A 26,377-nucleotide genomic window follows, 5' to 3' on the forward strand; every position below is an offset into this window, starting at 1 on the left:
TGCTTGCATAAGAACAGGGGGTATGCTATGATAAATTCCAAAGAAATATAGAAGGAAGATAAAAAGGAGTAAGGCAGAGTGATTTCTTTCGTAAAGGGGCCATTGGCCGAAATTGATAAGGATTCGATTGTGATTGATCATGGGAATTTGGGACTGGAGATTTTCGTTCCCTTAACGGTTCTTACTAAGCTTCCTGGTGTGGGGACTGAGGTTAAGCTGTTTACTTATTTTCAAGTAAGAGAAGATGCTATGTGTCTATATGGTTTTTTAGACCGTCAGGATTTGAAGATGTTTAAACAGTTGATCCGTGTGAATGGGATTGGTCCGAAAGGAGCATTGGGGATATTATCTGCTTTGGAGCCAGATGAGCTTAGAAAAGCCATTGTTACAGGGGATGCCAAAGGGATTTCCAAAGCGCCGGGAGTAGGGGCTAAGACAGCTCAGAGAATCATTCTGGATCTAAAGGACAAGATTGATCTGGAAGAATTACTGCCAGAATCCATTGCGCAGGAGAACAATAGTAAGTCAGTTTCAGAGGGCATAACAGGAGAAGCCATTGATGCATTGATAGCTCTTGGCTATTCTTCTGCAGAAGCAAGTCGTGCGGTGCGCCAGGTGGAGATGACGGAATCCATGACCGTGGAAGACGTACTAAAAACATCTTTAAAGTATCTGGCATTCATATAGAAATAATAGGGTAAGGTTAAATGGAACGTAGAATAATAACCACAGATGTAACAGAAGAGGATAAAAAAATTGAGCCGAATTTAAGGCCCACATGTCTTGATGAATACATTGGTCAGGAGAAGATTCGGACTAATCTAAAAGTATATATTGATGCAGCCAAGGGCAGAGGAGAATCGTTGGATCATGTTTTGTTTTATGGTCCTCCAGGTCTTGGTAAGACTACGTTGTCTGGAATTATCGCCAATGAGATGGGAGTCAATCTAAAAGTGACTTCTGGACCGGCCGTCGAAAAGCCAGGCGAGATGGCGGCTATCTTAAATAATCTCCAGGAGGGAGATGTTCTGTTTGTCGATGAGATTCACCGCTTAAATCGTCAGGTGGAGGAAGTATTGTATCCAGCTATGGAGGATTTTGCGATTGATATCATGCTTGGGAAGGAATCGGCTGCAAGATCCATCCGACTTGACCTGCCTAAATTCACCCTGGTAGGGGCCACCACAAGAGCCGGGCTTTTGACAGCTCCGCTAAGAGACCGGTTTGGAGTCGTACAAAAATTAGAATTTTACACGCCTGAGGAATTAAAGATCATTGTATGCCGATCGGCGGGTGTGTTAAAGGTTGGCATCGAAGAAGAAGGTGCGGAGGAGATTGCCAAACGATCCAGAGGAACTCCCAGACTGGCAAACCGTCTGTTAAAGAGGGTCCGGGATTTTGCTGAAGTAAAATATGAGGGAATCATAACGAAAGAAGTGGCAGACTTTGCACTGGATATCTTAGATGTAGATAAGTTTGGGCTGGATCATAATGACCGTGCTATCTTAATTACAATCATAGAAAAATTTGCAGGAGGTCCGGTAGGATTGGACACACTGGCTGCGGCTCTGGGCGAGGATGCAGGAACACTAGAGGATGTATACGAACCTTATCTTCTAATGAATGGATTTATAAACCGAACCTCTAGAGGACGGCTGGCAACGGAACGAGCGTACCATCATCTTGGGATTTCCTTGGAATCGTAAACTGCCTGAATTTTAGAACTTTTCTAACGATGAAAAGTGTGATATAGTAAAGTAAGAGCAAATGATAACAGGAGAGAACAACATGGATTCCAAAAACTACACTGAAGTTTTGATTGATGGAAAAATATATACATTAGGTGGAAAAGAAGAAGAAGGTTATATTCAGCGGCTGGCAAGCTACATCAATGAGATGATCCTCACTTTAAAACGGCAGGAAGGATTTTCCAAGCAAAGTGCCGAGTACCAGAATGTTATGATAGAGTTAAATATGGCAGATGATTATTTCAAGGTCAGAGAGCAAATCGCTATATTGGAACAGCAAAAGACGGATATGGAGAAGGAAACCTACAGCTTAAAGCACGAGCTTGTAGCGACCCAGATGAAGTTTGAAGCTGTAAAAAACGAACTGGCGGAGTTGAAAAGTTTTGGAAATACTCATAACAAAGAGTAATCAAAGAGGGGATAGATCATGGTGCGCCATGACGTCCCCTCTTTTAAAATCAGGAGGCATATGTGAAAAAATCAGTTGAAATTCTTGCTCCGGCAGGATCATTTGAAAGTATGAAAGCAGCGGTTGCTGCAGGTGCGGATGCAATTTATATCGGAGGTAGTCGATTTGGTGCCAGAGCTTTTGCAGACAATCCCTTAGAGGACAAGCTACTAGAGGCAATTGATTACGTTCATCTTCATGGAAAAAAACTGTATCTGACCGTGAATACATTGATGAAGGAAACGGAAATAAACCAATTATATGATTACCTATATCCCTATTATAGACAAGGACTAGATGCAGTGATTGTTCAGGATTTAGGCGCATTTTCACTAATAAGGAATGAGTTTCCGGACCTTCCCATCCATGCAAGTACCCAGATGACGATAACGGGTGCACATGGGGCGCGTATATTAAAAGATCTGGGTGCAGACCGGATCGTGACTGCGAGAGAACTTTCTTTAAAGGAGATTGAAAAGATCCGGGATGAAGTGGATGTAGAAATTGAGAGCTTTGTCCATGGTGCACTCTGTTATTGCTATTCTGGCCAGTGCCTTTTTAGCAGTTTGATTGGTGGCAGAAGCGGAAACCGAGGACGGTGCGCACAGACTTGCCGACTTCCATTTGAAGGAAGACAGGCTGGTAAAACGATTGGTAAAAAGGACGAACGGTATTGTTTAAGTCTTAAAGATCTTTGCACACTGGATCTGATTCCTGATATCATTGAATCTGGAGTCTATTCCATGAAGATAGAAGGAAGAATGAAAAGCCCAAGATACACAGCCGGTGTGGTGGACATCTACCGAAAATATACGGATCGTTATCTTACTGACGGCAAAGATGGATATCGGGTGGAAGAAAAGGATCGTAAAGTTTTGCTGGATTTATTTGACCGCGGAGGCCAGACAGAAGGATATTATAATAAGCACAATGGCAGAGATATGGTGGTCTGGAAGGAAAAACCATCGTTTCGTGAAGCAAATCAGCCACTTTTTGATTATCTGGATAAAAATTTCGTGGAAAATCAGTTAAAAGAGCCGGTATGTGGGAATGTTATTTTTAAAGTGGGAGAAAAGGCAGTATTTACACTTCTGGCCATGGGACATCAGATCACGGTTTTAGGAGAAGAGATACAGACGGCACAAAATCAACCCATGACGGAAGAAAAAGTGAGAAAGCAACTATCGAAAACAGGCAATACCTCATTTTATTTTGAAACCTTAACGATTGAAATTGTGGGGGAGGGTTTCCTGCCAGTACAAGCATTAAATGAGTTAAGAAGACAGGGATTTCTACAACTTGAGGAAGCAATTCTTTCTGACTATCATAGAAAAGGACAAGATCGGGCTGATTTTAATGTAAGGAAAAGCAATGCGGTGAAGAACAAATTGACACATCGAAAGATAACCGTTTCTTTGGAACGTCCAGATTGTTTCTCTGCAGTTGTAAAGAACCCAGATGTGCAGCGGATCTATCTGGATGCCGCACATTTTAATCCAAAGCAATGGAAATCATATGGAGAAGAGTGCCATAAGAATGGCAAAGAATGTATGCTTACTCTGCCTCATATATTCCGAACTCATGCGGAACGATTTTTTGAAATGCAGAACGATACGCTTAAAAATGCTAGATTTGATGGCTTTTTGATCCGATCTTTGGAGGAAATCGATTTTCTAGAAAAGAACGGAATAGAAGGAGTGAACGTATTTGATTTTGGGATCTATGGAATGAATGCACAGGCACAAGATACGCTTCTTACACTGGGGGCGGATGAGATTACCTGGCCAGTGGAATTAAACAACCATGAACTGGAAAAACTTAGTAAGCCCGGTGAACTCTTGATATATGGACGTCTTCCGATGATGGTAACGGCACAGTGTCTACATGAGGGTACGGTTCAGTGTGATAAAAAACCAGTGATTATGATGATAAAAGACCGCATTGGGAAGGAGTTCCCTGCGAAAAACCATTGTTTATTCTGTTATAATTCGATTTATAATACGGATCCATTGTCTCTTCATGGACAAAAAAAGGAGATCGATCGATTATCTCCAGCCTCCGTAAGACTGCAGTTTACGATCGAGGACCCCATGCAGACAGACGCGGTTATCACTAGCTTTGCCGATGAACTGATACGAGGAAACAATATAGTTCTGCCTTATAAAGAATTTACAAGAGGTCATTTTAAACGCGGGATAGAGTAGGTGGTGTATGATTAATATAATTAGCGATGTCTCCAGGTATTTTATGATTCTGTTCATGGCTTTCTACACATATTTAAACTTTCGCTATTTTTCATTCAAAGACGAAATTAAAAAGGATCGATTGTTAAAACGTCAGAATATCTTTATGCTTTTAAACCAATTACTTGCTTATCTGATTCTATGGATCGAAACGAAAGATGAAAAAATCCTGTCTTTTTACGTGGTGCAGGTTTCTTTCTTTGTTGGATATCTATTCTTATACCGATTGTTTTACCGATATCGGTCCGGATTGCTGATTAACAATCAATGTATGTTGTTATCGATTGGTTTCATTATGTTGTCCAGGCTTTCGTTTGACAGGGCATTGAAGCAGTTTGTGATTGTTGTAGCAGCGACACTGGTGACTTGGTTGATCCCTTTCATCATTGACAGAGTATGGCAGTTTAGCAAAATCCCATGGGTCTATGGCATCGGAGGAATGATTCTTCTATTCCTTGTATTTCTGATAGGAACGAGCAGCTATGGAGCGCAATTGTCGTTAAATGCCTATGGATTTTCCTTCCAACCCATGGAATTTGTAAAAATCAGTTATGTGTTTTTTATCAGTTCCATGTTCTACCGATCCACAAACAGGAAAACGGTACTGACCGTAAGTGGAATATCGGCACTGCATGTTCTAATTCTGGTATTCTCAAAAGACTTGGGAAGTGCTCTTATATTTTTTGTCACTTATGTGTTCATGCTGTTTGTTGCAACTGAACAGTGGAGGTATCTGGTGGGCGGAGTTAGTATGGGAGCATTGGGATCATTTTTCGCATATAAGATCTTTTATCACGTAAGAACAAGAGTAACTGCATGGTTAAATCCCTGGTCTGACATAGCGGGAAAAGGATACCAGGTTACACAGTCTTTATTTGCCATTGGTACAGGGGGCTGGTTTGGTATGGGACTATACAGGGGGATGCCAGGTAAAATCCCAGTTGTGGAAAAAGATTTTATATTTTCTGCAATTGCAGAAGAGCTTGGAGGAATTTATGCACTTTGTATTCTGCTTCTTTTTGTGGGATTATTTTTACAGTTTGTTATAATTGCAGGGAAGATGCAGGCAATGTTTTATAAGCTGATTGCGTTTGGTCTTGCTATTATTTATGGATTACAGGTATTTTTAAATATTGGTGGAGTGATTAAATTTATTCCATCCACAGGAGTCACGCTTCCACTGGTCAGCTATGGAGGAAGTTCGATTTTAAGTACTTTAATAACTTTTGGTATCGTTCAGGGCCTTTTTATATTGAAACGGAAGGAAGAGGAAGAAGATCGTTATGAATGTGAATAAAATATCCAGTTCGAAATCGAAAGCAAATCGACACATTCTAATTCTTACTTATTTAATGGTAGTGCTTTTTTTGGGACTTGGTGGATATTTTTCGTATTTTTTATTCGTGGATAGCAATCGCGTAATTAATAATTCCTATAATTCCAGGCTGGATCGTTTTGCAGACCGTGTAATACGGGGAGAGATCGTAAGCAATGATGGTAATGTTCTCGCGCAGACTCAAGTCAATGAGGAAGGAAAAGAAATTAGGGTTTATCCATATGATTCTCTGTTTGCACATGTTGTCGGTTATTCGGCAAATGGGAAAACGGGACTTGAGTCTTTGGCAAATTTCTATCTGCTATCTAGTCATGTCAATGGAATTGTACAAATTATCAATGAGTTATCTGGTAAAAAGAATCCAGGTGACCGTGTGGTGACAACGTTAGATTTAGATCTTCAAAAAACTGCTTATGACGCATTAGGGAATCGAAAGGGTGCGGTAATTGTTATGGAACCGGATACCGGAAAGATACTGGCCATGGTTTCTAAACCAGATTATAACCCCAATACCTTGTTGTCAGACTGGGACCAATTGGTTTCTAAGGACAATACGACCGGCCAGTTATTAAACCGAGCAACTCAGGGGCTCTATCCTCCTGGTTCTACTTTCAAAATTGTAACAGCATTGGAATCAATGAGAGAAAATCCAGAACATTATAAGGAATATACATTTGACTGTAGCGGAGTTTACCAAAATGGAGAGTATAGCATAAAATGTTATCATGATACGGTTCACGGCCATCAGAATTTAACACTGGCTTTTGCAAATTCCTGCAACGGAGCCTTTGCAAATCTGGGGCTCAATCTGGACTTAGGTCAGCTAAAAAACACAACAGATGGATTGTTATTTAACTCTGAACTTAATCTGGAGCTTCCATACAGCAAAAGTACTTATGTCATGAAACCCGGAGCCGATACCTGGTCGATTCTACAGACGAGCATCGGACAAGGACGGACACAAATTACGCCCATTCATAACGCAATGATTACAGCTGCGATTGCCAATGGAGGGACATTGATGAATCCGTATTTCATTGATCACGTGGAAAATGTTGGTGGGGATGTAATTAAAAAAAATGTACCAAGATCCTATGGAAATTTAATGACTGCACAGGAATCTGGTGGTTTAACCGAATTGATGAAAGCAGTTGTTTTGGAAGGAACAGGTTCCCGTCTTAGAACCGATGTGTATACGGCAGCAGGTAAGACTGGTTCTGCAGAATTTGATAAAAAGAAGGAGACTCATGCTTGGTTTGTAGGATTTGCTCCTGCCGAACATCCGAAGGTTGTGATCAGTGTAATCGTGGAAGAAGGAGGCTCTGGCGGACAGACTGCGGCGCCGATTGCAAGGTCACTCTTTGATCTATATTTTACCAAATATTAAGGATTTTCATGTGAGCTTTTGGAGATTGAGTACTTGCATAAGCGAAAAAAAAGAGGTATACTAAAGCCAGTCTATGAGACACACCAAAATCGGAATCCTGCGGGAAAAACGGTTTCACTCTGGAGGAATTGCAATGATTGAAGCAACGAGTTGTGGCGGTGTGGTTATTTTTCGAGGTAAAATTCTGGTTTTATATAAGAATTATAAAAACAAATATGAAGGTTGGGTTTTGCCAAAGGGAACAGTAGAAGCGGGTGAAGAGTATAAAGAGACGGCACTCCGAGAAGTTAAAGAGGAAACCGGAGTTAGTGCGTCCATTATCAAGTACATTGGTAAGAGCCAGTACTCTTTTAATACGCCCCAGGATATGGTGGAAAAGGATGTACACTGGTATCTAATGATGGCCGACAGCTATTACAGTAAACCACAACGGGAAGAATATTTTATCGATTCAGGATATTACAAGTTCCATGAAGCGTATCATCTTCTTAAGTTTTCCAATGAAAAACAGATATTAGAAAAGGCTTATAATGAATATCTGGATTTAAAGAAGAGTAGTCTTTGGGGCAGTAAAAAGTATTTCTGAGACACAAAGTCAGGGAACGACCCTGGTTGATCGTAAAGAGCCGGAACCGTTTTCTCAAACGTTCCGGCTCTTTGCAGTACGAAATAGGATCTATATATAAGATTCTAGATCTAACAGCTTCGCTGACAGGTTGTCAATGTTTAATTCAAAGATTAACCCTTTTTCTTTTTCGCGCTCCATAACCCGGTTGATATAGGAGCAGTGCTCAACGATCGGTTCTTTTTCCCGATAGGAAAGAATGTTAAGATCTTCCACTGCAAGGATCTCATCAACAACGATTCCCCAGTTTGTGTCATCGAGGATTAGAACCATCTCTTTAAAAAGAGTTGATTGAAACAGTTCCTTTGTCTGATCAAGGAGTTTGAGGATGGTTGGCATAGACTCGTTTTTTACTTTACTCAGTATAACAAACAAACATTCTTCCCTTTGACATTCTTTACAATTTTTCATGCACATCTCAGCTTCTTCTGCAGCTTTGTGAAGTTTACAGTGTGGTTCTTCTATCTTTTTTAAATGATGAATAACGGCTGCGTTGTCTGTGGTGAAACTGTCATACCACTTACCAAGTGCACACTGGTGGGGATCTTTTGCAAGATTAAAACTTCCACCTTCGTTGATAAAACGTTCCAGTTCCTTCACCCATTGGATATGATCTTGTTTTCTGGCGTCGATCATCTGTTCAAACTCTTTGCATTCCTCTGATATGGGCTTTAGACCAAGTGTGATACGCAAATCCAACATCTGAATAACACGATCCCGATATTTGAACATCCCAGTAACATTATCAGGAGAAGAAGGGATCTCACTATATTCTGGTAATTGAACGATAGTTGCTATGTGTTTGCTGTTGATGCAATAAGTGGAATCTGCAATTTTAAATAGAATATAGGGATATTTGATTCCGTTTTCCATTCTGTATGTACCTTCCCTTTTGTATATTTATGATTAATTATAAGTCCATTCGCTTGATACTTCAACGGATTTTTTAAAAAACATGAATGAAATCTTTTATATAAGACTATGAATAACTTAAAATTCAGGGTATAATGACTCTGAATATCTGATTTAATCAGCTTGGAGGAAAAAATATGCTTAACTATTATGACGGAGATATCTTTACTTCTGATGCAGACATTATCTGTCATCAGGTAAATTGTAAGGGTGTATTTGGCCGCGGAATTGCGGGACAAGTTAAAAAGATGTTCCCAGAAGTGGAAAAAACATATAAAATCATTACAAAACAGTGGCAGGAACAGGCGGGGGGAAACACTTTTGAACTGCTCGGAAAAGTATCTGCCCAACCAGTTGAAAAGGGAGATCGCTGGTTTTTGATTGCAAATTTATTTGGGCAGGATGATTACGGAAAGGACGGAGTTTACACAGACTACAGGGCCTTGGAAAAAGCGTTAAACGAAATCCTTGATTTTGTAGAAGTACGGAACAAAAAAGAAAAAGTCGCAATCCCTTATAAGATTGGATGCGGATACGGTGGAGGAGACTGGAAGATCGTTAAGTCTATCATAGAAACGATTTTTCAGGGATATGAGGGCGAAGTACAGATCTGGAAGAACGAGACCGATGAATCATAGTTCTAGAAACTTAAGTCAGTATTATTTATCTGGGAGGTAAACGTATGGCGAAAGTAAATTCTTTAAGCCGAAGTATCACAGCTTTTTATGTGGAATGGAGTGCACTCAATCATTACATGTCTTCCTACGAATGTGAGCAGAATGGATTGCCTTATGTGGGGTTTGAGGATCCACGTGTTCAGAAACTTTGGAAAAAATTATCTGGCCAGGAACGAAGAGAAATTATGAAACGTCTTGGTACAAAGAATGAAATGGAACTTCAGAATTATTTTAATTGATTTTATATAGAAAGAATGGAGTAATACATGTCAGAGAGAAAATTTGTAATCGTTGATGGTTCTTCCATGCTCTCCACCTGCTACTATGCGGTTTTGCCAAGAGAAATCATGTACGCGAAAACGGATGAGGAGAAACAAAGTCATTACGATAAGATACTACATGCAAAGGATGGAACCTATACCAATGCAATTTTCGGTATGCTTAAGATGGTAGTATCGCTTATGAAAAAGCAACAGCCCGATCATATTGCATTCGTATTTGATAAGACCAGAGACACTTTTCGAAGAGAACTTTATCAGGAGTACAAAGGAACCAGAGGGGCAACCCCGGAACCTTTAAAAACACAATTTGTGCTGATAGAAACTATTCTTGAAGAGGCAGGGTTTCAGGTTCTTTTTTGTGATCGCTTTGAAGCAGATGATTATGCAGGTAGTCTGGTAATGAAATTTAGAAATGAAATTCCTATTATACTGTATACCAAGGATCATGATTATCTACAGCTTGTGAGTGATGTGTATGATGTCAGGGCCTGGATGGTACAGACCCGTCAGGAAAAGGCAGATGATCTTTACAAGAAGTACTATTCAATTTATGGGCTAAAAAAGGAAGATTTAAACCTTCCGGAAAAGGTGTTCGAGTTCACTTCTGACACGGTATATCATGAAGAAGGTGTAAAGCCGGAGCAGATTGTGGATTTAAAAGGGATTCAGGGGGATACCTCCGATAATATCCCTGGAGTAAAAGGGGTAAGCAGCGCAGCGCCCCTGCTTCTTGGTGAATATGGTACCGTGGAAGAAATATACCGGGCCATTCATGAAGTGGAAGATGACAAGAAACGCTTAAAAGAACTACAGGAATTTTGGAAGAAGGAACTAGGAATTACCCGATCTCCTTTTAAAGCACTGACAAAAAAAGGCGAAGGGGAATTATGCGGGGAAGAGGCAGCACTTCTTTCGAAGGAACTGGCTACAATGAAAACAGATATCCCCATTTCATTAAGCCTGGAGGATTTTCATGCAGACTCCTATCGTCAGGATAAAATAAAAGAATGGCTCAAACGCCTTGACATCAAAGAAGCATCAATTTTTGGAACGGGGAATGAATAATATAAGTATTTTTTAAATGGGTTTGGAGACAATCTTACAGAGTGTATCTGAATTCGTGAAAGGAGAGAGATATTATGAGTGAAACTTATGAAGTATTATCCTCTGTGTTAGAAAAAACCATGGCACTTAAGACTGCGCTTGTCTTATTTGGCTGGGACAATGAAACACTTGCTCCAGAAGAAGCTGGATCTTATACGGCAAACGTTGTAGGGGCTTTGTCAGAAGAATTCTACAAATGGATGACTGGAGATGAATTAGGAGAGGCAATTACTGCGTGCGAGAAAGATAAAGACTTAACTGCAATACAAAGAGCAATTGTAAATGGAGCAAAAGAGGAAAGAGAAGATCTTGTATGCATTCCGCAAAATGAATACAGAGAGAATGCGAAGCTCATAGCGGAAGGCGCCAGCGTCTGGTCAAGGGCAAAACAGAACGAGGACTTTGATTCCTTTGCACCAACATTAAAAAAAGTAATTGATTACAAAAAGAAAATTGCATCTTACCGAAAAAAAGAAGGACAAAAGCTTTACGACGTTCTTCTGGATGAATATGAAAAAGGATTTAATACAGAGCTACTGGATGAATTCTTTCAGAAATTAAAAGAAGAGATTGTACCTCTTTTAAAAGAGATAAAAGAACATGGAAAAGAAATTGACAATACCTTCCTGACAGGTGGATATCCCATTGATAAGCAAAAAGAAATGGCACACTATTTGGCTAAATATGTAGGATTTGATTTTAAAAGAGGAGTATTGGCAGTAAGCGAACATCCATTTACAGACAATCTTCACAATCACGATGTCCGGATAACCACTAGCTATCACGAAAAGATGGATAGTTCCATGTTTTCTGTGATCCATGAATCTGGACATGGGATTTATGAATTAGGGATATCTGACGAGATTACTCAGACTCCGGTAGGACAAGGAACCTCTATGGGTATGCATGAATCTCAGTCCCGTTTCTTTGAGAACATTATGGGGCGGAATCCTAATTTTTGGGTTCCACTTTATGATAAATTGTTGGAATTGTATCCGGATAAACTAAGGGAAGTTGAGCGGGAACAATTTGTAGAGGCAATCAATAAAGTGGAACCTGGTTTTATTCGGACGGAGGCGGATGAGCTTACTTACAGTCTTCATATTATGATAAGGTACGAAATTGAGAAGATGATGATAGAGGAAGATGTAGATCTAAAAGAACTTCCGAAAATGTGGGCAGATAAATACGAAGAATATTTGGGCATTCGTCCGGAGAAGGCTTCCGAAGGAGTTTTGCAGGACATTCATTGGTCACAGGGATTGTTGGGATATTTTCCTTTCTATGCACTGGGGAATGCCTTTGGCGCACAAATTTATGAGCATATGAAAAAAGAAATGGATTTTGATGAACTTTTAAAAAGTGGAAGAATTGATGTGATCCGGGAGTATTTAAGAGAACATATCCACCAATACGGTAAGACGAAGACGAGTCGTGAGATCATCAAAGACATAACTGGAGAAGACTTTACACCAGACTACTTTATTGAGTATTTAAAAGACAAGTATCGGAAGATTTACCGGTTGTCCTAATGCGAAAACCAGGGTTACGTTCGTTACTGACCCTGGTTTTTGATTATAATTTACAATCCCCAGATAAAAGGGCATTGATCTCTGCACCGAAAAACAAGATACAGATACAGGCATAGAGCCAGAGCATCAATAAAACAATAGCAGTAAGACTTCCATACATAACGGAGAAATTACTGAAGTTGCTAAAATAGATGGAAAATACGGAGGAAAAAATGATCCAGCCAAAGGTACAAAAGATAGACCCTGGGAGTTGTTTGGTAAATTCCTGCTTTTTTTCTGGTACGAATGTGTAAAGTACGGCAAAACAGATGGTCAAAATAAACAGCAGCATGGTTCGGAAACTGATTACATACCGGGTCACCTCTGCAAGGAATGGAAAATGATGGTTCATAAACGTCTGGATGGAACTACCCAAAACGAGTAATACAAGGGATAGAATGCATATAATCATAAATACAACGGTATATCCGGCGCATACTAGTCTGGTCATAAGGTAGCTTCGCTTTTTTTGCTGTCCATATACCCGGTTTAACCCTCGTTCTATGCTCAACATACCTTTAGAAGAAGACCAGACAGCAGCGATAGCGGTAACAGACAATACGGCTGCCGGTGAGTTGGTGTATAGATCATCAATAACCGTCACAATGATGCTGTCTATCTTCAGAGAACTTGGAATTACGTTTACCAAAAGCTGTAAAAGGTTTGCTTTTGTAAGAGAGGGGATACATTGGATCAAAGCCAGCAGCAGCATAATAAAAGGAAAAGCCGCTATAATAGAGAAAAATGAGGCCTGTGCTGCATAAACTGTCATTTCATCTTTGGTGTATTTTTCGTAAAGGTGCTTGCAGCATAACAGAAAACGTATCATAATTTTCCTATGCCCTTTCTATTCATTTTATATTAGAATATTAGCATGAGACAAAAAAAATATCAAGGGATCCCTATTTTGTTTCCAGATTCCATTTCATACAATATAAATAAGGTGAAATTAGAAAGGATAGTGAGATATGGAGTATATTCCTGCAAAGACCATTGTGACAAAAACAAAAGATACCAAATGGTTTGGAATTGATTATAATATGAACATTTACAAGGGGTGCAGCCATGGCTGTATCTACTGTGACAGTCGCTCTGACTGTTACCGGATTGATCGCTTCGATACCATACGGGTAAAAGAAGAAGCCTTGCAAATAATTCGGGATGAACTTAGAAGAAAAGTGAAAACAGGGGTGATCGGTACTGGTTCCATGAGTGATCCCTATAATCCACTGGAACGGGATCTAAAAATGACCAGACATGCATTGGAGTTGATTGAGGCCTATGGTTTTGGTGTAGCGATTGCAACGAAAAGTGATCTTTTAAAGAGAGATATTGATGTGTTAATGGGAATTATGGAGCGGTCACCAGTTCTATGTAAGATAACAGTAACAACTGCTGATGATAAACTGGCCTCCCACATAGAACCTCACGTATCCCTCCCCTCTGCCCGTTTGGAAACAATTGGGCGTCTGAGGGAAAATGGTATATTTGCCGGAATTCTTCTTATGCCAGTATTGCCTTTTTTGGAAGACAATGAGGATAATATTCGCTCCGTGATTAAAGAGGCTCATCACGCGGGTGCGAACTTTATCTACCCAGCCTTTGGAATGACTCTTAGGAATAATCAGAGAGAATGGTATTTTGACCGTTTAAAGGAACAGTTTCCAGAACAGGACCTTGTAACAGAGTATATAAAAGTTTATGGAAATCGCTATCAGTGTACAAGTCTGCGCGCTAAAAAACTATGGCAGGTATTTGCACAGGAATGCGAACGTTATCAAATCCTGTATCGAATGGATGACATTATCCACAGTTATAAAAAAAGATATAAAGTCACTCAGTTAAGTTTGTTTGATTGAAGAGTATCAATACAATAAATGTATTTTATGCGGAGGAAAAAAGGGATGAAAAAGCTCCTCAAGTACTTAAAGGATTACAAATTGGAGAGTATTCTCGGTCCATTGTTTAAGCTGATGGAGGCTAGTTTTGAATTGATGGTGCCATTGGTTATGGCAAAAGTGATTGATGTAGGGATCAAGACGCAAGATTTTACTTATATCTTACGAATGGGTGGCTTGCTGGTACTCCTTGGTATCGTGGGATTGACCTGTTCCATCACCGCTCAGTTTTTTGCGGCGAAAGCTGCTACTGGGTTTGGAACATCTTTAAGATATGATCTGTTTTCTCATATCAACAGTCTCTCTTATCGGGAGATTGATACCATAGGGACTTCAACATTAATTACTCGAATTACCAGCGATGCCAATCAGGTTCAGTCGGGCGTAAATTTGTTCTTGCGGCTGTTTCTTCGGTCTCCGTTTGTGGTATTTGGAGCCATGATCATGGCGTTTACCATAAATGCCAGGGCGGCGTTTATATTTGCTGTAACCATACCGGTTCTATCGATTGTGGTATTTGGTATTATGTATATCAGTATGCCGTTGTACAAAAAAGTACAAAAACAGTTAGACCGGGTTCTTCTGGCAGCGAGAGAGAATTTAAGCGGTGTCCGTGTGATCCGTGCTTTCAATCGTCAGGGAGATGAAATAAACCGATTTGACAACGAAAATGGTTCTCTGGTTAAACTCCAGGTGTTTGTTGGCAAGGTGTCGGCATTGATGAATCCACTTACTTATGTGATCATTAACCTGGGAATCATTGCATTGATCCATAATGGTGCAGATTTGGTTCAAACAGATAAGATTACACAAGGGCAGTTGGTAGCGCTTGTCAATTATATGTCCCAGATTCTGGTGGAATTGATCAAGCTAGCTAATTTAATTATTACAATATCTAAGGCTCTGGCATGTGCAAACCGGATTGGCTCGGTGTTTAACCGGAAGTCTGAGATTGTTGAGAACGTAAATGCTCAGGCAGTGGAAGATCAGAAAGCACCTAAGGTGGAGTTTGAGCACATGAATTTCTTCTATCACGGGGCCAAAGCAGCTGCATTAACTGATATTTCTTTTAAAGCCATGCGAGGGGAGACAATCGGTATTATTGGTGGAACTGGATCTGGGAAATCGACGTTTGTTAACTTGATTCCTCGTTTTTACGACGTGACAGAAGGTTTTATTAAAATCAGCGGAACAGATGTAAGGGACTATCCAATAAAACAGCTAAGAGAACAGATAGGAATAATTCCTCAAAGAGCGGTGCTTTTTAAGGGCAGTATAAAGGAGAACATAAAATGGGGAAAAAAAGACGCCTCAGATGAAGAAATTTATCAGGCTCTTACCATTGCTCAGGCTAGAGAGCTTGTTGAGGAAAAAGGAGAAGGGTTGGACTTTATGATTCAGGCAGGAGGAAAGAACCTGTCAGGCGGTCAAAGACAAAGACTTACCATTGCCCGGGCTCTTGTAAAAAATCCTAAGATTCTTATTATGGATGATAGTGCTTCTGCTTTGGATTTTGCAACCGACGCAAAACTTAGGAAGGCAATCAAAGAAGGTACCAGGGATATGACCGTATTTATTGTAACTCAGAGAGCTTCCACCATCAGACACGCTGACCGGATTGTTGTTTTAGAAGATGGTCAGATGGCAGGCTGCGGGACTCATACAGAATTATTGGATTCTTGTGACGTTTATCGGGAAATCTGTCTGTCACAGTTATCAGAAAAGGAGGTGCAGGGATGAGGGCATCACAACATAAATCTACGGTCAAAAGAATCATTACTTGCATTGGACGCTATAAATGGGGCGTAATAGCATCGCTTTTGTGTGCCGCTGTTAGCGTTATTTTTACGTTGTATGTTCCTATTTTGATCGGTCGTGGGATTGATTGCATCGTTGGTCCAGGCAATGTGAATTTTAAAGGGATGCGAAATGTGCTAATTCAGATTGGTTGCGTGATTGCTATTACTAGTTTGGCTCAATGGCTGATGAGTCATATTAATAATAACATTACTTACCGTGTGGTAAAAGATATAAGAACACAGGCATTTAATAAGCTGGAGTTTCTGCCCTTAAAGTATTTGGACTCCCATGGACATGGAGACATGATAAGCAGAATTATTGCAGATATTGATCAATTCTCTGATGGTCTGTTAATGGGGTTTACACAGTTGTTTACTGGTGTTTTGACAATTTTTGGAACTTTGTTTTTTATGTTTCTTATTAATCCTTTGATTGGGACCGTGGTCGTTTTGGTAACTCCAATCTCTTTGTTGGTGGCAAGTTTTATCGCAAAGCGAACGTATCGTATGTTCCAGATGCAATCAAAAACAAGAGGGGAACTCACCTCTTTGATCGAAGAAATGCTTGGGAACCAGAAAGTGGTGCAGGCTTTTGGACATGAAAAGGAGGCACAGGAGAACTTTGAGCAAATCAATGAGACGTTACGCGTATGGGGGCTAAAAGCAACTTTCTTTTCATCCATTACCAATCCTGCCACACGGTTTGTCAATAGTCTTGTTTATGCTTGTGTAGGAATTGCAGGTGCGTTTGCAGCAATTAAGGGATTCTTAACCGTAGGTCAGTTAACCAGTTTTTTAAGTTATGCCAATCAGTATACCAAACCATTTAATGAAATATCTGGAGTGATTACAGAACTTCAGAATGCTCTGGCTTCTGCAGCACGTGTTTTTGAACTAATTGACGAAAAGGAAGAAAAAACGGATGAGAAAGATGCATTAAGACTTGAGGATGCAAAGGGACAGATCCATTTGGATCAGGTGTATTTTTCCTATAATCCAGAAGTTTCTTTGATTGAGGATATGAATTTAAAAGTTAGTCAGGGACAGCGAGTTGCAATTGTTGGTCCTACAGGCTGCGGGAAAAGTACAGTTATCAATTTATTGATGCGTTTTTACGATGTGAATTCAGGAACGATTTCGGTGGATGGAACCGATATACGGCATATCACCAGACAAAGCCTTAGAATGGGCTATGGTATGGTATTACAAGAAACTTGGCTGAAATCTGGAACGATTGCGGAGAATATTGGATATGGAAAACCAGATGCGACCAGAGAAGAGATCATTGTAGCGGCGAAAGAAGCGCATGCACACAGCTTTATCAAACGGATGCCAAATGGTTACAATACGGTGATAACAGAAGATGGAGGTAACTTATCTCAGGGACAGAAACAACTTCTTTGCATTGCAAGAGTTATGCTTTGTCTTCCCCCCATGCTGATCCTTGATGAAGCAACTTCTTCGATTGATACTAGAACGGAAATTAAAATTCAGAAAGCATTTGCGAAATTAATGGAGGGCAGAACCAGCTTTATAGTGGCTCACCGTCTATCTACCATAAAGGAGGCAGATGTAATTCTTGTGATGAGGGATGGACACATTATAGAGCAGGGAACACATGAAGATCTGCTTTTGAAGAATGGTTTTTATACAAGCTTGTATAATAGCCAGTTTGCGGTATAATAGTGTTATATAAAAGATATTTATAAGTACAAAATCAAATACAAAGCGCCTTTTCTTAAGGACCTATTAAGAAAAGGTGTAAAAAGTTCGATACTTTAAGGAAAAGGACTTTATAAAAGGCGGTAAAATTAATGTTTGAAGTTGCTATTTGCGATGACAACCCATTAGACAGGAAGCGGTTAACTGAGCGGATTGAGAGGAATATGCCCGAAACGGAAAAGATTCGAATTCATGAATATGAGTCTGGAATGAATCTTCTAACGGCATTAAAGAATATCAGATTTTCAATCATATTTTTAGATGTTCAGATGAATGGACTTGATGGAGAAGAAACAGCCATTCGGATCAGAGAAGTAGATAGTAATGTAATACTAGTTTTTTATACAGGTTTTGCAGAACCATCCCCTAGGAGTTTTGAGGTACAGCCTTACCGTTATATTATGAAAAATATGACGGATGTAGTAATGGATCGATACATAAAGGATTCTCTTGAAAAAATGGTTGAATTTGGACAGGCACCGCTTCTGACTGCGAATATGAACAGAGACAGGTTGTTTCTTAGAGCGGATGACATTGTTTATATTGAAAAATATAAGAAGAATACCAGAGTTCATATTTCAGAAAATGCGTTAAGAATCTATGGCGTGAAATTAGATGAATGCGGTGTGATCCCCGACATTCGGATTCCGGATAAATTGGAGAATATATACGAGAAACTGAAGGAATATGGATTTGGATATCCACATGACAGCTATGTAATAAATTTCAAATATTTAATTTACTGCACCAGCAAAGTGCTAAAATTAAAGGATGTAGACATTATTTTTCAAATTGCACGAAGTAAGGCGCAGGAGTTTAATCTGTTGAAGGAAGAATTTATGTTATCAAAATATAGGGATGGAAATTATGATGGGAAATGAGTTGTTTTCGGTTAGTCGTTTGCTGTTCTGCTGTGCGGATATCTATATGCTGTATCGGTTTTTTAGTGCTATATTTAAGAAGAAACGTGGCGTTAAAATAACGATAACTTGTACTGTAATAATAACCCTGGCAGTCTTTTTGGAAAATAGTATAGGACTGACATGGCTAAATTTAATTACAATCCCAGTGATTTATTATTTTTACGTTGTCTTAGTTTTTGATATTTCTTTATCCAACGGTATTGCATATACTCTAATCTTTTATGTCATATTTGCAGCAGGGAAAGAAGTATCTTTTGAAATTTTATATCGCTTGCTATCAAATATTCTTCCCTTTTATATTCCACCATGGTTTACTTCTGGAGGGGTTTACTTTTTATTAATTGAATATATTGTAGGCTTTTTGCTTTTGATCTATAGTGAGAAATATACTAAAAAAATAAAAATAAGTAATAATAATAATTTTTCATGGTATTTATTGATCGTACCTATATTTTCCATGTTTATTTCTATTAATTTTTTGTATTTAGATTTTCCTTCTTCCAAAATCCTGCAGATTCTCATGTGTAGTGGTGCTTTTCTATTGTTTTTTACTAATATTGCTATTTTTATCATACTAGAAAAATATACGGATGTAATGAACAAAGTGAAATATGCGGAACTATATTCAATGAAGCGGGACATGGAGAATGAACACTTTCAGAATATATTGAAAATCAATGATCGATATCGTTGCTTTATTCATGATATTAACTCCTATTTTAATAGCTTTCGTTTTTTGGCATTGAACGATGATAATAAAAAGATCGTTTCAATCATTGATGAATTAAAAGGAAAAATCCAAGAAGAAACGAGTAGCATATTATATAGTTCTCATCCTGTATTTAATGCAATCTTATCCGAACGAGTAACAAAGGCGAAAGATATTGGTGTTGAGTTCTCTCTCTTTATAGAAAAAAACTTAAACCTTGATTTTATTAATGATGCTGATATGATTTCAATGTTTGGGAACCTTTTAGACAATGCTGTGGAAGGAGCTGTAAAATGCAAACCGGAGAATCGGAAAGTGGATGTCAAACTTTTTATGGGAACCAATTATTTTTTGATTTTCCATATCAAAAATAGTTATGCGATTTTAGCAAAGAAAGATGGAAATCGTCGCCTTTCAACAAAAGAGGTTTCCCAATCCCATGGTTTGGGGATTGGGATTGTAACGAACCTGGCAGAAAAGTACGGAGGGACTCTAAATTTAGAAGAAAGATCAGATTTATTTACCACTACGCTAACGATTTCTACCTATTCTGAAAAACAAAATGCAAATTTTGGCACTCAACGTGTATAATTTTGGCACTTTACTTGAAATTTGTAATTTTTAGGTATATGATGAAAAAAAAAAGGAGTGATAATCTTATGAAGAAACTGTTTGAGGTAGTAAAGGGGAAACTGTCAATGGTGAATATGATGAATGTATGTGCACTGGCTATGGCTGCATACACGATTAATGTTGCTTGTATGTGGGCTCATCATCAACCAGAGGTTCCGGAAGAAGCTAAGAGCCTTAGGAAGTTTTAATGATTCAACGGTTATCCCAACATATAGTCAGTTGGCAGATTGAGAAAAACATTTTATCCAATGAGCAGCGGCCTCTGTATTTGTATGCCTATGAGGTGTTGATCAATCAGTTAGTTAATGTTTTGATTGCAGTGATCATCGCCATTGTCCTAAAAGCCCCGATTCCTGTTTTTGTATTTCTTATTAGCTATATTCCCCTGAGATCATATTGTGGGGGGTATCATGCAAGAACCAATGGAGGCTGTACCGTAGTCTCTGCATTGTTGGTACTCGTTGTTTGCTTGCTGGAACATTACATAACAGGTGGATTGGCTCTGTATTTGCCTCCAGTGGGAGTTGCTATATCTGGAGTGCTGATTTATTTCTTTGCTCCGGCTCCAGATAAGAATAAACCACTAGATGAAGCTGAGACGATTCGTTATCGTAAAAAGAGCAGACAAATCTGGCTGATAGAAACGGTTATTTTAGGGGGCTTATATTATGTTTATCCAAGAGTAAGTGTGGTAATAGCCATCAGCCATATCTTACTGTCCCTTATGTTGGTTTATGGCGTGTTTAAGAATCACAATGAATAAGAGTAAACTAATTATTGTGTAGGGTTGCAGAATTATCTGTAGCCCTATTTTTATATTATAATAAAACTGGTATTTTCAAATCATTTAGAAGGAGTCAAATATGAATGTTAATAAACTTTCGTGCTAATTTTGGAACTTAACGTGTATAATTTTGGCACTTGTGTTGAATTTGTTTTATAACATTGTAAAATGTAAGTACAAGAATTTTTGAGTTTTCAGAATGAAAGGAAGACTATAACGTGCGGACAAAAAGACACAACGAAAGCTATTATCAATACCGAGCCAATTGCTGTATACGAAAAGAAAATGGAACTGAAGAAATAAAAAGTTATGAGCTGGAAACAGATATTATGTATGGGAGTCTTCATTTTTGGAATAATTCCCGGTATTTAATTGAAAATCAGAATTTTTTGTTTGATTTGGTAGCACGAGACTCTGGAATTGTTAAGTGCAAGATTCTAAAAGAAAAACTCGTATTGATTCCAAGGTTCACATACAAGCCGACACAGAAACCTCCTAAAAAAAAGATGTTTATAAGAAGAATCCTGTTTGTAGTAGAGATGATCATTCTGCTTCTTATGTTTATGTCGAATTCTTCTGATGCCGTGGAAAAAGAAGTGGGTTTTTATGCGGATAATCCCAATTGGGTTAAGGTTTATGAAAGTATGGATTCTACAACATTGATTACGGTGGATGATAATTGACAAGATGGAATAGAGAGGAAAATTGCAATGTACAATAATAATAAAAACTCTAATAATATAGAGCGTGTCAGTCGACACACTAGCATTGAAACTGGTATTTATGTAGGAAGTGAACTACTTCGTTTCTGCAAAACCAATCTTTTTCACCATGAAGTAGAAATCTTTCTACCGATTACGTTCCGGGATATGAAACATGAAGAAGCCAGAAAAAAGTATTTCTCAGAGCAGAGACCCGAAATTATAAAAACCAATGAGGATGGTACAGTTAATTTTACGTTTAATCTAGTAGACAAAGAAATCGGTAAAGAACAGCTGGAAGCAGTTATTGATGATTTCTATCAGGTATTAAAAAGATTTCAGCCTATGAGCGTATGTCTGGAGACCGGTTCTGAACTTGAGGAACCGGTTCCTTTTGCTTGGATGGAATTTGTGAGCAATGCATTAGATGAAAATCTATATAATATGTTGACGATTTATCCAATGGGGACAAAACTTTTAATGGGTATGTTTAACTGCCCATTTAAAGAACGTACAAACTGGGTTCAATGTATCGAGCAGATAAGAAAGAGCATTTTAATTCGCGATAATAAATAAAAAGGCAAAAATTGTACGATTAAAATACAATAAGAATGGGAGAAAATATGGAAAAGGTAGGAATAAAAGAATGAAAGAAAAGCATTCGTATCAGGAATTGTATGGATATTTCTGCGGAATGATCACAAATGGAAACCTGGACGAATTAAATGGAAGAATACTGGGTGCAATTCCGGATATGGGAACTGTGACAGGGGACATACAAGTGAAACATACGGAAAAAAGTGAGTCAAAGGATTGAATGGGGTGTTTGGCAGCGTATCTTTAGTGATTGCTGCCAAACAGCAGAGGAATACAATTATTCAGAATGCATACGATTTATCATTGTAAGAATTAATAACAAATCGTTGTCTGGTAGTGTTTTGAGCTTATCAATGGTGTCGCTGATTAATGGCGGATTTGAGTTGCCATCATCAAAGAAATCACCTGGGCTAACATTTAGATATTCACAAATGGAAAGAAACTCAGACATAGAAGGCAGACTTCTTCCGCTTGATATACTCTGCATATAACTTCTGCTGCGTCCCAGTTGGAGACTCATCTTATGTTCTGTAACTCCTTTCTTTTTACGCAATTCTGTAATTCTTTTATTAATATAGTCCTGATCCATATTTTGTCACCTCTTGTACTATGTTATCTTTTTCATTCTACAACGCATAATTAATTGATTCAAAATCCTGATATTGCATAATCTGAGTTGTAATAGTATAATTAGTTAAAATGTTAATAGGATGCTTTAGAGTGTGGAGGAATGGAAGGGTTACCAATGTTCAGTTTAAATGCACATGATTAAAAATGCAATAGAAAATTAGAATCCTGTTATAATAATCACATCTATTTATCTTTTAACAATCCATTCAGCAGAATATTAACTCCTAAGAGGAAATTTTTAGGTTAAAATACCCAAGTACAGGAGAGAAAATTATGAAAAAAAGAAGAATCGGAATAAGGAGCATTGGTTTTAAGATGCTTCTTGGTATACTGCCTGTTGTAGTATTGGCTTTGGTTTTGCTTGCAAAGATAAGCGAATCGACGAGCCGAGAATTGATTGAGCAATTAAGCAATTCTTCCATGCAGTCAGAATTAAAAGCAAACGGTAACAGTATCAGTAATTATCTAGACGGGATAGAAACGACGGCAACAAATATTTCTGATATGATAGGGGCTTCTTATCAAACAACAGATATTGATACATATGGGGAAACCATTAAGAAAATTATATCCGAAAATGACTTGATTCTAGGAAGTGGCATCTGGTTTGAACCCAATGTGTTTGACGATCAGCAAAAATATATGGGTCCATATTGGTATAGAGATGGAGAGACAACAAAACTGTCCTATGAATACAGCAATTCGACTTACGACTATTTTAATCAGGAATATTATAAGATCGCTTCAGGTGGAATCAAAGAGGCGGTCATTACAGATCCATATTTTGATCCCACTTTAAACATGATGATGGCATCTTGTACCGCACCTATTTATGATAAGAATAATCAGTTTATAGGTGCAGTGACTGTCGATATGCAGCTAAATGATATTGATGAATTGATTGACACCATAAAAGTAGGGGAGAATGGTACGGCAGCTCTGATTTCAGCACAGGGGGTATATCTAAGTGGTAAAGATAATAATAAGATTAACAATGCGGAGAATCTAACGCAAGATGAGAACGTTACTCTTGCAGAAGCGGCAAAAACCATGGTCGCCACTACAAAGGGAAATACTTCCTACGTAGAAGAAAATGAAACCTATAATTTATATTACAATTCCATACCTGGAGTAGGATGGATTATTATGATCCAGATGCCTCAGTCAGAACTAGATAAACCCATCATGGAATTGAATAATAAGTTAATAATGGTAAGTGCGATTGCTTTGGTCTTATGTATCTTATCTGTATTGCTGCAAGTGGCGTATATCGTTTCTGGACTTAAGAAAGTTGGACGGTTTGCTGGGGCCTTAGCAGAGGGCGATTTTACAATCAGTCCTTTAAACTCCAAAGGAAAAGACGAATTAGGGCAGATGAGTGGCTCCCTAAATCATATGTTTGAGAGTAATAAAGAAGTCATTGAACAGATTTCGGATCATGCGGTTGGCATTAACGACGCGAGTGAACATGTGAATACCATATCCAGTGATTTATTAAAGCAGTTTCGTGAAGTAAAACAGTACATGTCTGATGTAGATAAAGCAATGATGTCTTCCAGCGCAGCCTCCGAGGAATTAAATGCTTCTATGACGGAAGTCAACAGTTCGGTAAGTGTATTAGCAGGAGAGACGGATAAAAGCAGTAAAATGGCAGGAGAGATTATGCAACGGGCCACCATCATTGAAAAGGACAGCAGAGAGGCCTATGAAAATGCCTTGTCGATTTCAGGGGAAAGGGAGCGAGAATTAGAATTAGCAGTGGAGAATGCCAAGGTAGTGGAAAGAATTGGGGATATGGCAAAGCTTATATCTAATATGGCATCTCAAATTAATTTGCTTTCACTAAACGCGTCGATTGAAGCGGTCAGGGCTGGAGAGCAGGGCAGAGGGTTTGCTGTGGTTGCAAGAGAAATCGGGAGACTTGCAAAAGATACTTCTGAAATCGTTAAACAGATAGAAGACACGATTACACAAGTCCAGACGGCATTTGCTATGATGATGAATGGATCCAAATCCATGGTTCATTTCTTGAAGGATACGGTTACACCTGATTATAATAAGTTTGTGGATGTGAGTCAGCAATATGGAAAAGATGCGGTAAATATCGAGGGGATATCCAATGAGGTAGCCGAGATGGCAGGGAACATCAGTCAGATTATGCAGGAGGTTCGTGACGCGATTCAAAACGTCTCCGAATCCGTACAGACAACAGCGGGCAATAGCAATATGGTGCTTTCAACCATAGAAGAAGCTTACGTTGTTGTTCAGGACATGTCTAAAATGTCTGAAAAGCAGGAATGCATTGCAGAAGAGTTGAAATCAGTTGTATCTGGATTTAAACTTAAGGAATGACAACAGGACTCTTATTTTAACAGATTAAAAGCATACGCAGTATAGGTTTGTAAATTGCCGTCAAAACTCAAGGTATAGAGTGGGAACACAAAAGACTGGGAGAGTGTATAATGACGGCAAGGAACCATACAATTGTGATACCTGCGTATGAACCAGATGATCGGATGATAGCCTTGCTTCAGGAACTGAATGAGAAGTCTGCGGCAAGGCTTATTGTAGTAAATGACGGAAGCAGCAAAGAATCGGATTCCGTATTTAGAAAAGCAGAGGATTATGCGCGGATTTTAACTCATGATAAGAATTATGGAAAAGGAAAAGCGATTAAAACTGCACTGAATTTTATCCAGAAAGATGGGGAAGAAGGTGGAATTGTCCTAGCGGATGCAGATGGACAACATGTTGCGGAGGATATTTTACTACTTTTGGATAAAATATTTGAAAATAAATCGGCACTTTTATTAGGAATTCGCAATTTTACAGGTAAGCTCCCATTAAGAAGCAGGATTGGCAATCAATTTACAAAAGTAACATTCCGTTTGATTTCGGGAAAGGGATTAAAAGATACCCAGACGGGTTTGCGGGCGTTTCATACCAGTTTGATTCCTGTTTTGCTTTCAGTACCAGGAGATCGGTACGAATATGAAACAAATGTTCTGTTTCAGTGCGTGGAAGAGGGGGTTGAGATAGTGGAAGTTCCCATTCAGACGATATATCTAGATGGAAATGCCTCCTCTCATTTTCGGATCATTCAGGATTCGATTCGTATATACAGAAATATGTTTCGATTTGCTTCCTCATCTTTAATAAGTTTCTGTCTGGACTATATTCTTTATGGAATTGTGCTTTCTGTAACCACGCTGCAAGGGATTCCATCTGCAGAAATAGTTAGTAATATTACCGCTCGGGTCGTCAGTGCCTCTATGAATTTTTATTTAAATAAGCGTTTTGTATTTCGCCATCAGGGAGGATTGTTCCAGACGGGATTCCGTTATGCAATATTGGCCCTTTCACTTTTGTGTGTCAACACGGTGATTTTAGTCTGGTTGGTGGAAGAAAAAGGCTTCCATGGCATGACTGCAAAAGCGATGGTGGAACTGTTTTTGTTTTTTTTGAGCTTTCTACTTCAGAAGCGGATGGTTTTTAAGAAAAAGCATTAAATAAAAATATTCCTGTCAACCGTTTTTGAAAATGTCCCGAAAAAGTTTTAACATAAGCACCAGTTTTCTGGTGCTTGATTTAACTAGGTACTATTAGTTTTTGGGTAACTTTAATAAAACTACAGTTACCTGCTTGTAAA

Annotated in this window: 26 protein-coding genes; 23 read left to right on the top strand and 3 right to left on the bottom strand. The window is 38.8% G+C overall.

Annotated features, from left to right (window positions below; all coding sequences use genetic code 11):
* The first annotated feature begins 78 nt into the window (after positions 1-78).
* The 7 genes from ruvA (at position 79) to EFT72_RS10145 (ending at position 7,748) form a co-directional block, all read left to right on the top strand.
* Entirely contained in the window at positions 79-687 is a 609-nt protein-coding gene (gene ruvA, locus EFT72_RS10115) for a Holliday junction branch migration protein RuvA (protein WP_124066801.1), read from the top strand.
* Positions 688-707: 20 nt separating this feature from the next.
* Entirely contained in the window at positions 708-1,706 is a 999-nt protein-coding gene (gene ruvB, locus EFT72_RS10120) for a Holliday junction branch migration DNA helicase RuvB (RefSeq protein WP_124066802.1), read from the top strand.
* 82 nt (positions 1,707-1,788) lie between these two features.
* Complete coding sequence (locus tag EFT72_RS10125) at positions 1,789-2,157, top strand: cell division protein ZapA (protein WP_124066803.1); 369 nt, start codon at positions 1,789-1,791, stop codon at positions 2,155-2,157.
* A gap of 62 nt (positions 2,158-2,219) precedes the next feature.
* Positions 2,220-4,400 (top strand): U32 family peptidase, encoded by a 2,181-nt coding sequence (locus tag EFT72_RS10130; RefSeq protein ID WP_124066804.1) that lies wholly within the window; start codon positions 2,220-2,222, stop codon positions 4,398-4,400.
* Between the two features lie 7 nt (positions 4,401-4,407).
* Positions 4,408-5,736: an FtsW/RodA/SpoVE family cell cycle protein gene (locus tag EFT72_RS10135; RefSeq protein WP_124066805.1), complete on the top strand. Its 1,329-nt coding sequence runs from the start codon at positions 4,408-4,410 to the stop codon at positions 5,734-5,736.
* Positions 5,723-7,162 carry a penicillin-binding transpeptidase domain-containing protein gene (locus EFT72_RS10140; protein ID WP_124066806.1) on the top strand — a complete coding sequence of 480 codons (1,440 nt, stop codon included), beginning with the start codon at positions 5,723-5,725 and terminating at the stop codon, positions 7,160-7,162. Before EFT72_RS10135 ends, EFT72_RS10140 begins: the two co-directional genes overlap by 14 nt.
* A 133-nt stretch (positions 7,163-7,295) precedes the next feature.
* Positions 7,296-7,748 carry an NUDIX hydrolase gene (locus EFT72_RS10145; protein ID WP_124066807.1) on the top strand — a complete coding sequence of 151 codons (453 nt, stop codon included), beginning with the start codon at positions 7,296-7,298 and terminating at the stop codon, positions 7,746-7,748.
* Between the two features lie 90 nt (positions 7,749-7,838).
* Here EFT72_RS10145 and EFT72_RS10150 read toward each other — a convergent pair whose 3' ends face one another.
* Positions 7,839-8,660, bottom strand: coding sequence for a chemotaxis protein CheW (locus EFT72_RS10150; RefSeq protein WP_124066808.1), 822 nt, complete (start codon positions 8,658-8,660; stop codon positions 7,839-7,841).
* A 176-nt stretch (positions 8,661-8,836) separates the two neighbouring features.
* On the opposite strand from EFT72_RS10150, the gene EFT72_RS10155 reads away from it, so the two are divergent.
* From EFT72_RS10155 to EFT72_RS10170, 4 genes are all read left to right on the top strand, one after another.
* Positions 8,837-9,337 (top strand): macro domain-containing protein, encoded by a 501-nt coding sequence (locus EFT72_RS10155; protein ID WP_124066809.1) that lies wholly within the window; start codon positions 8,837-8,839, stop codon positions 9,335-9,337.
* A 44-nt stretch (positions 9,338-9,381) separates the two neighbouring features.
* The gene (locus tag EFT72_RS10160) at positions 9,382-9,615 is read left to right on the top strand and encodes a hypothetical protein (RefSeq protein WP_124066810.1); all 234 of its coding nucleotides are present in this window, start codon (positions 9,382-9,384) and stop codon (positions 9,613-9,615) included.
* Positions 9,616-9,642: 27 nt separating this feature from the next.
* The gene (locus EFT72_RS10165) at positions 9,643-10,722 is read left to right on the top strand and encodes a 5'-3' exonuclease H3TH domain-containing protein (RefSeq protein ID WP_124066811.1); all 1,080 of its coding nucleotides are present in this window, start codon (positions 9,643-9,645) and stop codon (positions 10,720-10,722) included.
* Between the two features lie 74 nt (positions 10,723-10,796).
* On the top strand, positions 10,797-12,293 hold the full coding sequence (locus EFT72_RS10170; protein ID WP_124066812.1) for a carboxypeptidase M32: 1,497 nt from the start codon (positions 10,797-10,799) through the stop codon (positions 12,291-12,293).
* A gap of 43 nt (positions 12,294-12,336) precedes the next feature.
* Here the strand turns inward: EFT72_RS10170 and EFT72_RS10175 are convergent, their stop codons facing one another.
* Positions 12,337-13,161, bottom strand: a complete 825-nt coding sequence (locus tag EFT72_RS10175; protein ID WP_124066813.1) for a YihY/virulence factor BrkB family protein — start codon at positions 13,159-13,161, stop codon at positions 12,337-12,339.
* Positions 13,162-13,300: 139 nt separating this feature from the next.
* Here EFT72_RS10175 and EFT72_RS10180 point away from each other — a divergent pair, with 139 nt between their 5' ends.
* From EFT72_RS10180 to EFT72_RS19270, 10 genes are all read left to right on the top strand, one after another.
* Positions 13,301-14,191 (top strand): radical SAM protein, encoded by an 891-nt coding sequence (locus EFT72_RS10180; protein WP_124066814.1) that lies wholly within the window; start codon positions 13,301-13,303, stop codon positions 14,189-14,191.
* 45 nt (positions 14,192-14,236) lie between these two features.
* A complete protein-coding gene (locus EFT72_RS10185; protein ID WP_124066815.1) occupies positions 14,237-15,970 on the top strand; it encodes an ABC transporter ATP-binding protein in 1,734 nt (577 codons plus the stop codon).
* Positions 15,967-17,712, top strand: a complete 1,746-nt coding sequence (locus EFT72_RS10190; protein WP_124066816.1) for an ABC transporter ATP-binding protein — start codon at positions 15,967-15,969, stop codon at positions 17,710-17,712. Before EFT72_RS10185 ends, EFT72_RS10190 begins: the two co-directional genes overlap by 4 nt.
* Before the next feature lie 131 nt (positions 17,713-17,843).
* Positions 17,844-18,632, top strand: a complete 789-nt coding sequence (locus EFT72_RS10195; protein WP_124066817.1) for a LytTR family DNA-binding domain-containing protein — start codon at positions 17,844-17,846, stop codon at positions 18,630-18,632.
* Positions 18,633-18,678: 46 nt separating this feature from the next.
* A complete protein-coding gene (locus EFT72_RS10200; protein ID WP_164473129.1) occupies positions 18,679-19,974 on the top strand; it encodes a sensor histidine kinase in 1,296 nt (431 codons plus the stop codon).
* A gap of 68 nt (positions 19,975-20,042) precedes the next feature.
* Positions 20,043-20,204, top strand: a complete 162-nt coding sequence (locus tag EFT72_RS10205) for a cyclic lactone autoinducer peptide (protein ID WP_243109990.1) — start codon at positions 20,043-20,045, stop codon at positions 20,202-20,204.
* Positions 20,204-20,779 carry an accessory gene regulator B family protein gene (locus EFT72_RS10210; protein ID WP_124066819.1) on the top strand — a complete coding sequence of 192 codons (576 nt, stop codon included), beginning with the start codon at positions 20,204-20,206 and terminating at the stop codon, positions 20,777-20,779. Before EFT72_RS10205 ends, EFT72_RS10210 begins: the two co-directional genes overlap by 1 nt.
* A 239-nt stretch (positions 20,780-21,018) precedes the next feature.
* Positions 21,019-21,483, top strand: coding sequence for a hypothetical protein (locus tag EFT72_RS10215; RefSeq protein ID WP_124066820.1), 465 nt, complete (start codon positions 21,019-21,021; stop codon positions 21,481-21,483).
* 27 nt (positions 21,484-21,510) lie between these two features.
* Positions 21,511-22,077: a hypothetical protein gene (locus EFT72_RS10220; RefSeq protein WP_124066821.1), complete on the top strand. Its 567-nt coding sequence runs from the start codon at positions 21,511-21,513 to the stop codon at positions 22,075-22,077.
* Between the two features lie 70 nt (positions 22,078-22,147).
* Positions 22,148-22,318, top strand: coding sequence for a hypothetical protein (locus EFT72_RS19270; protein ID WP_164473130.1), 171 nt, complete (start codon positions 22,148-22,150; stop codon positions 22,316-22,318).
* 57 nt (positions 22,319-22,375) lie between these two features.
* On the opposite strand, the gene EFT72_RS10225 is transcribed toward EFT72_RS19270, so the two are convergent.
* Entirely contained in the window at positions 22,376-22,687 is a 312-nt protein-coding gene (locus tag EFT72_RS10225; protein WP_124066822.1) for a helix-turn-helix transcriptional regulator, read from the bottom strand.
* Between the two features lie 314 nt (positions 22,688-23,001).
* Between EFT72_RS10225 and EFT72_RS10230 the strand changes: the two genes are divergently transcribed.
* Together EFT72_RS10230 and EFT72_RS10235 are read left to right on the top strand one after the other, a co-directional pair.
* On the top strand, positions 23,002-25,080 hold the full coding sequence (locus EFT72_RS10230; RefSeq protein WP_124066823.1) for a methyl-accepting chemotaxis protein: 2,079 nt from the start codon (positions 23,002-23,004) through the stop codon (positions 25,078-25,080).
* 110 nt (positions 25,081-25,190) lie between these two features.
* A complete protein-coding gene (locus EFT72_RS10235) occupies positions 25,191-26,237 on the top strand; it encodes a bifunctional glycosyltransferase family 2/GtrA family protein (RefSeq protein ID WP_124066824.1) in 1,047 nt (348 codons plus the stop codon).
* Positions 26,238-26,377 lie beyond the last annotated feature (140 nt).

This window comes from Clostridium sp. E02 (assembly GCF_003833015.1).
In the GTDB taxonomy this organism is placed as follows: domain Bacteria; phylum Bacillota; class Clostridia; order Lachnospirales; family Lachnospiraceae; genus Lacrimispora.

Excerpts from the sequence above, each read along its gene's own strand:
- EFT72_RS10175 (WP_124066813.1), bottom strand. The coding sequence starts at position 13,161 with ATGATACGTTTTCTGTTATGCTGCAAGCACCTTTACGAAAAATACACC.
- EFT72_RS10190 (WP_124066816.1), top strand. The coding sequence starts at position 15,967 with ATGAGGGCATCACAACATAAATCTACGGTCAAAAGAATCATTACTTGC.
- EFT72_RS10200 (WP_164473129.1), top strand. The coding sequence starts at position 18,679 with ATGCTGTATCGGTTTTTTAGTGCTATATTTAAGAAGAAACGTGGCGTT.
- EFT72_RS10210 (WP_124066819.1), top strand. The coding sequence starts at position 20,204 with ATGATTCAACGGTTATCCCAACATATAGTCAGTTGGCAGATTGAGAAA.
- EFT72_RS10165 (WP_124066811.1), top strand. The coding sequence starts at position 9,643 with ATGTCAGAGAGAAAATTTGTAATCGTTGATGGTTCTTCCATGCTCTCC.
- EFT72_RS10135 (WP_124066805.1), top strand. The coding sequence starts at position 4,408 with ATGATTAATATAATTAGCGATGTCTCCAGGTATTTTATGATTCTGTTC.
- EFT72_RS10235 (WP_124066824.1), top strand. The coding sequence starts at position 25,191 with ATGACGGCAAGGAACCATACAATTGTGATACCTGCGTATGAACCAGAT.
- EFT72_RS19270 (WP_164473130.1), top strand. The coding sequence starts at position 22,148 with ATGAAAGAAAAGCATTCGTATCAGGAATTGTATGGATATTTCTGCGGA.
- EFT72_RS10225 (WP_124066822.1), bottom strand. The coding sequence starts at position 22,687 with ATGGATCAGGACTATATTAATAAAAGAATTACAGAATTGCGTAAAAAG.
- EFT72_RS10155 (WP_124066809.1), top strand. The coding sequence starts at position 8,837 with ATGCTTAACTATTATGACGGAGATATCTTTACTTCTGATGCAGACATT.
- EFT72_RS10195 (WP_124066817.1), top strand. The coding sequence starts at position 17,844 with ATGTTTGAAGTTGCTATTTGCGATGACAACCCATTAGACAGGAAGCGG.
- EFT72_RS10125 (WP_124066803.1), top strand. The coding sequence starts at position 1,789 with ATGGATTCCAAAAACTACACTGAAGTTTTGATTGATGGAAAAATATAT.
- EFT72_RS10230 (WP_124066823.1), top strand. The coding sequence starts at position 23,002 with ATGAAAAAAAGAAGAATCGGAATAAGGAGCATTGGTTTTAAGATGCTT.
- EFT72_RS10145 (WP_124066807.1), top strand. The coding sequence starts at position 7,296 with ATGATTGAAGCAACGAGTTGTGGCGGTGTGGTTATTTTTCGAGGTAAA.
- EFT72_RS10150 (WP_124066808.1), bottom strand. The coding sequence starts at position 8,660 with ATGGAAAACGGAATCAAATATCCCTATATTCTATTTAAAATTGCAGAT.
- EFT72_RS10160 (WP_124066810.1), top strand. The coding sequence starts at position 9,382 with ATGGCGAAAGTAAATTCTTTAAGCCGAAGTATCACAGCTTTTTATGTG.
- EFT72_RS10140 (WP_124066806.1), top strand. The coding sequence starts at position 5,723 with ATGAATGTGAATAAAATATCCAGTTCGAAATCGAAAGCAAATCGACAC.
- ruvB (WP_124066802.1), top strand. The coding sequence starts at position 708 with ATGGAACGTAGAATAATAACCACAGATGTAACAGAAGAGGATAAAAAA.
- EFT72_RS10220 (WP_124066821.1), top strand. The coding sequence starts at position 21,511 with ATGTACAATAATAATAAAAACTCTAATAATATAGAGCGTGTCAGTCGA.
- EFT72_RS10205 (WP_243109990.1), top strand. The coding sequence starts at position 20,043 with ATGAAGAAACTGTTTGAGGTAGTAAAGGGGAAACTGTCAATGGTGAAT.
- EFT72_RS10170 (WP_124066812.1), top strand. The coding sequence starts at position 10,797 with ATGAGTGAAACTTATGAAGTATTATCCTCTGTGTTAGAAAAAACCATG.
- EFT72_RS10180 (WP_124066814.1), top strand. The coding sequence starts at position 13,301 with ATGGAGTATATTCCTGCAAAGACCATTGTGACAAAAACAAAAGATACC.
- EFT72_RS10185 (WP_124066815.1), top strand. The coding sequence starts at position 14,237 with ATGAAAAAGCTCCTCAAGTACTTAAAGGATTACAAATTGGAGAGTATT.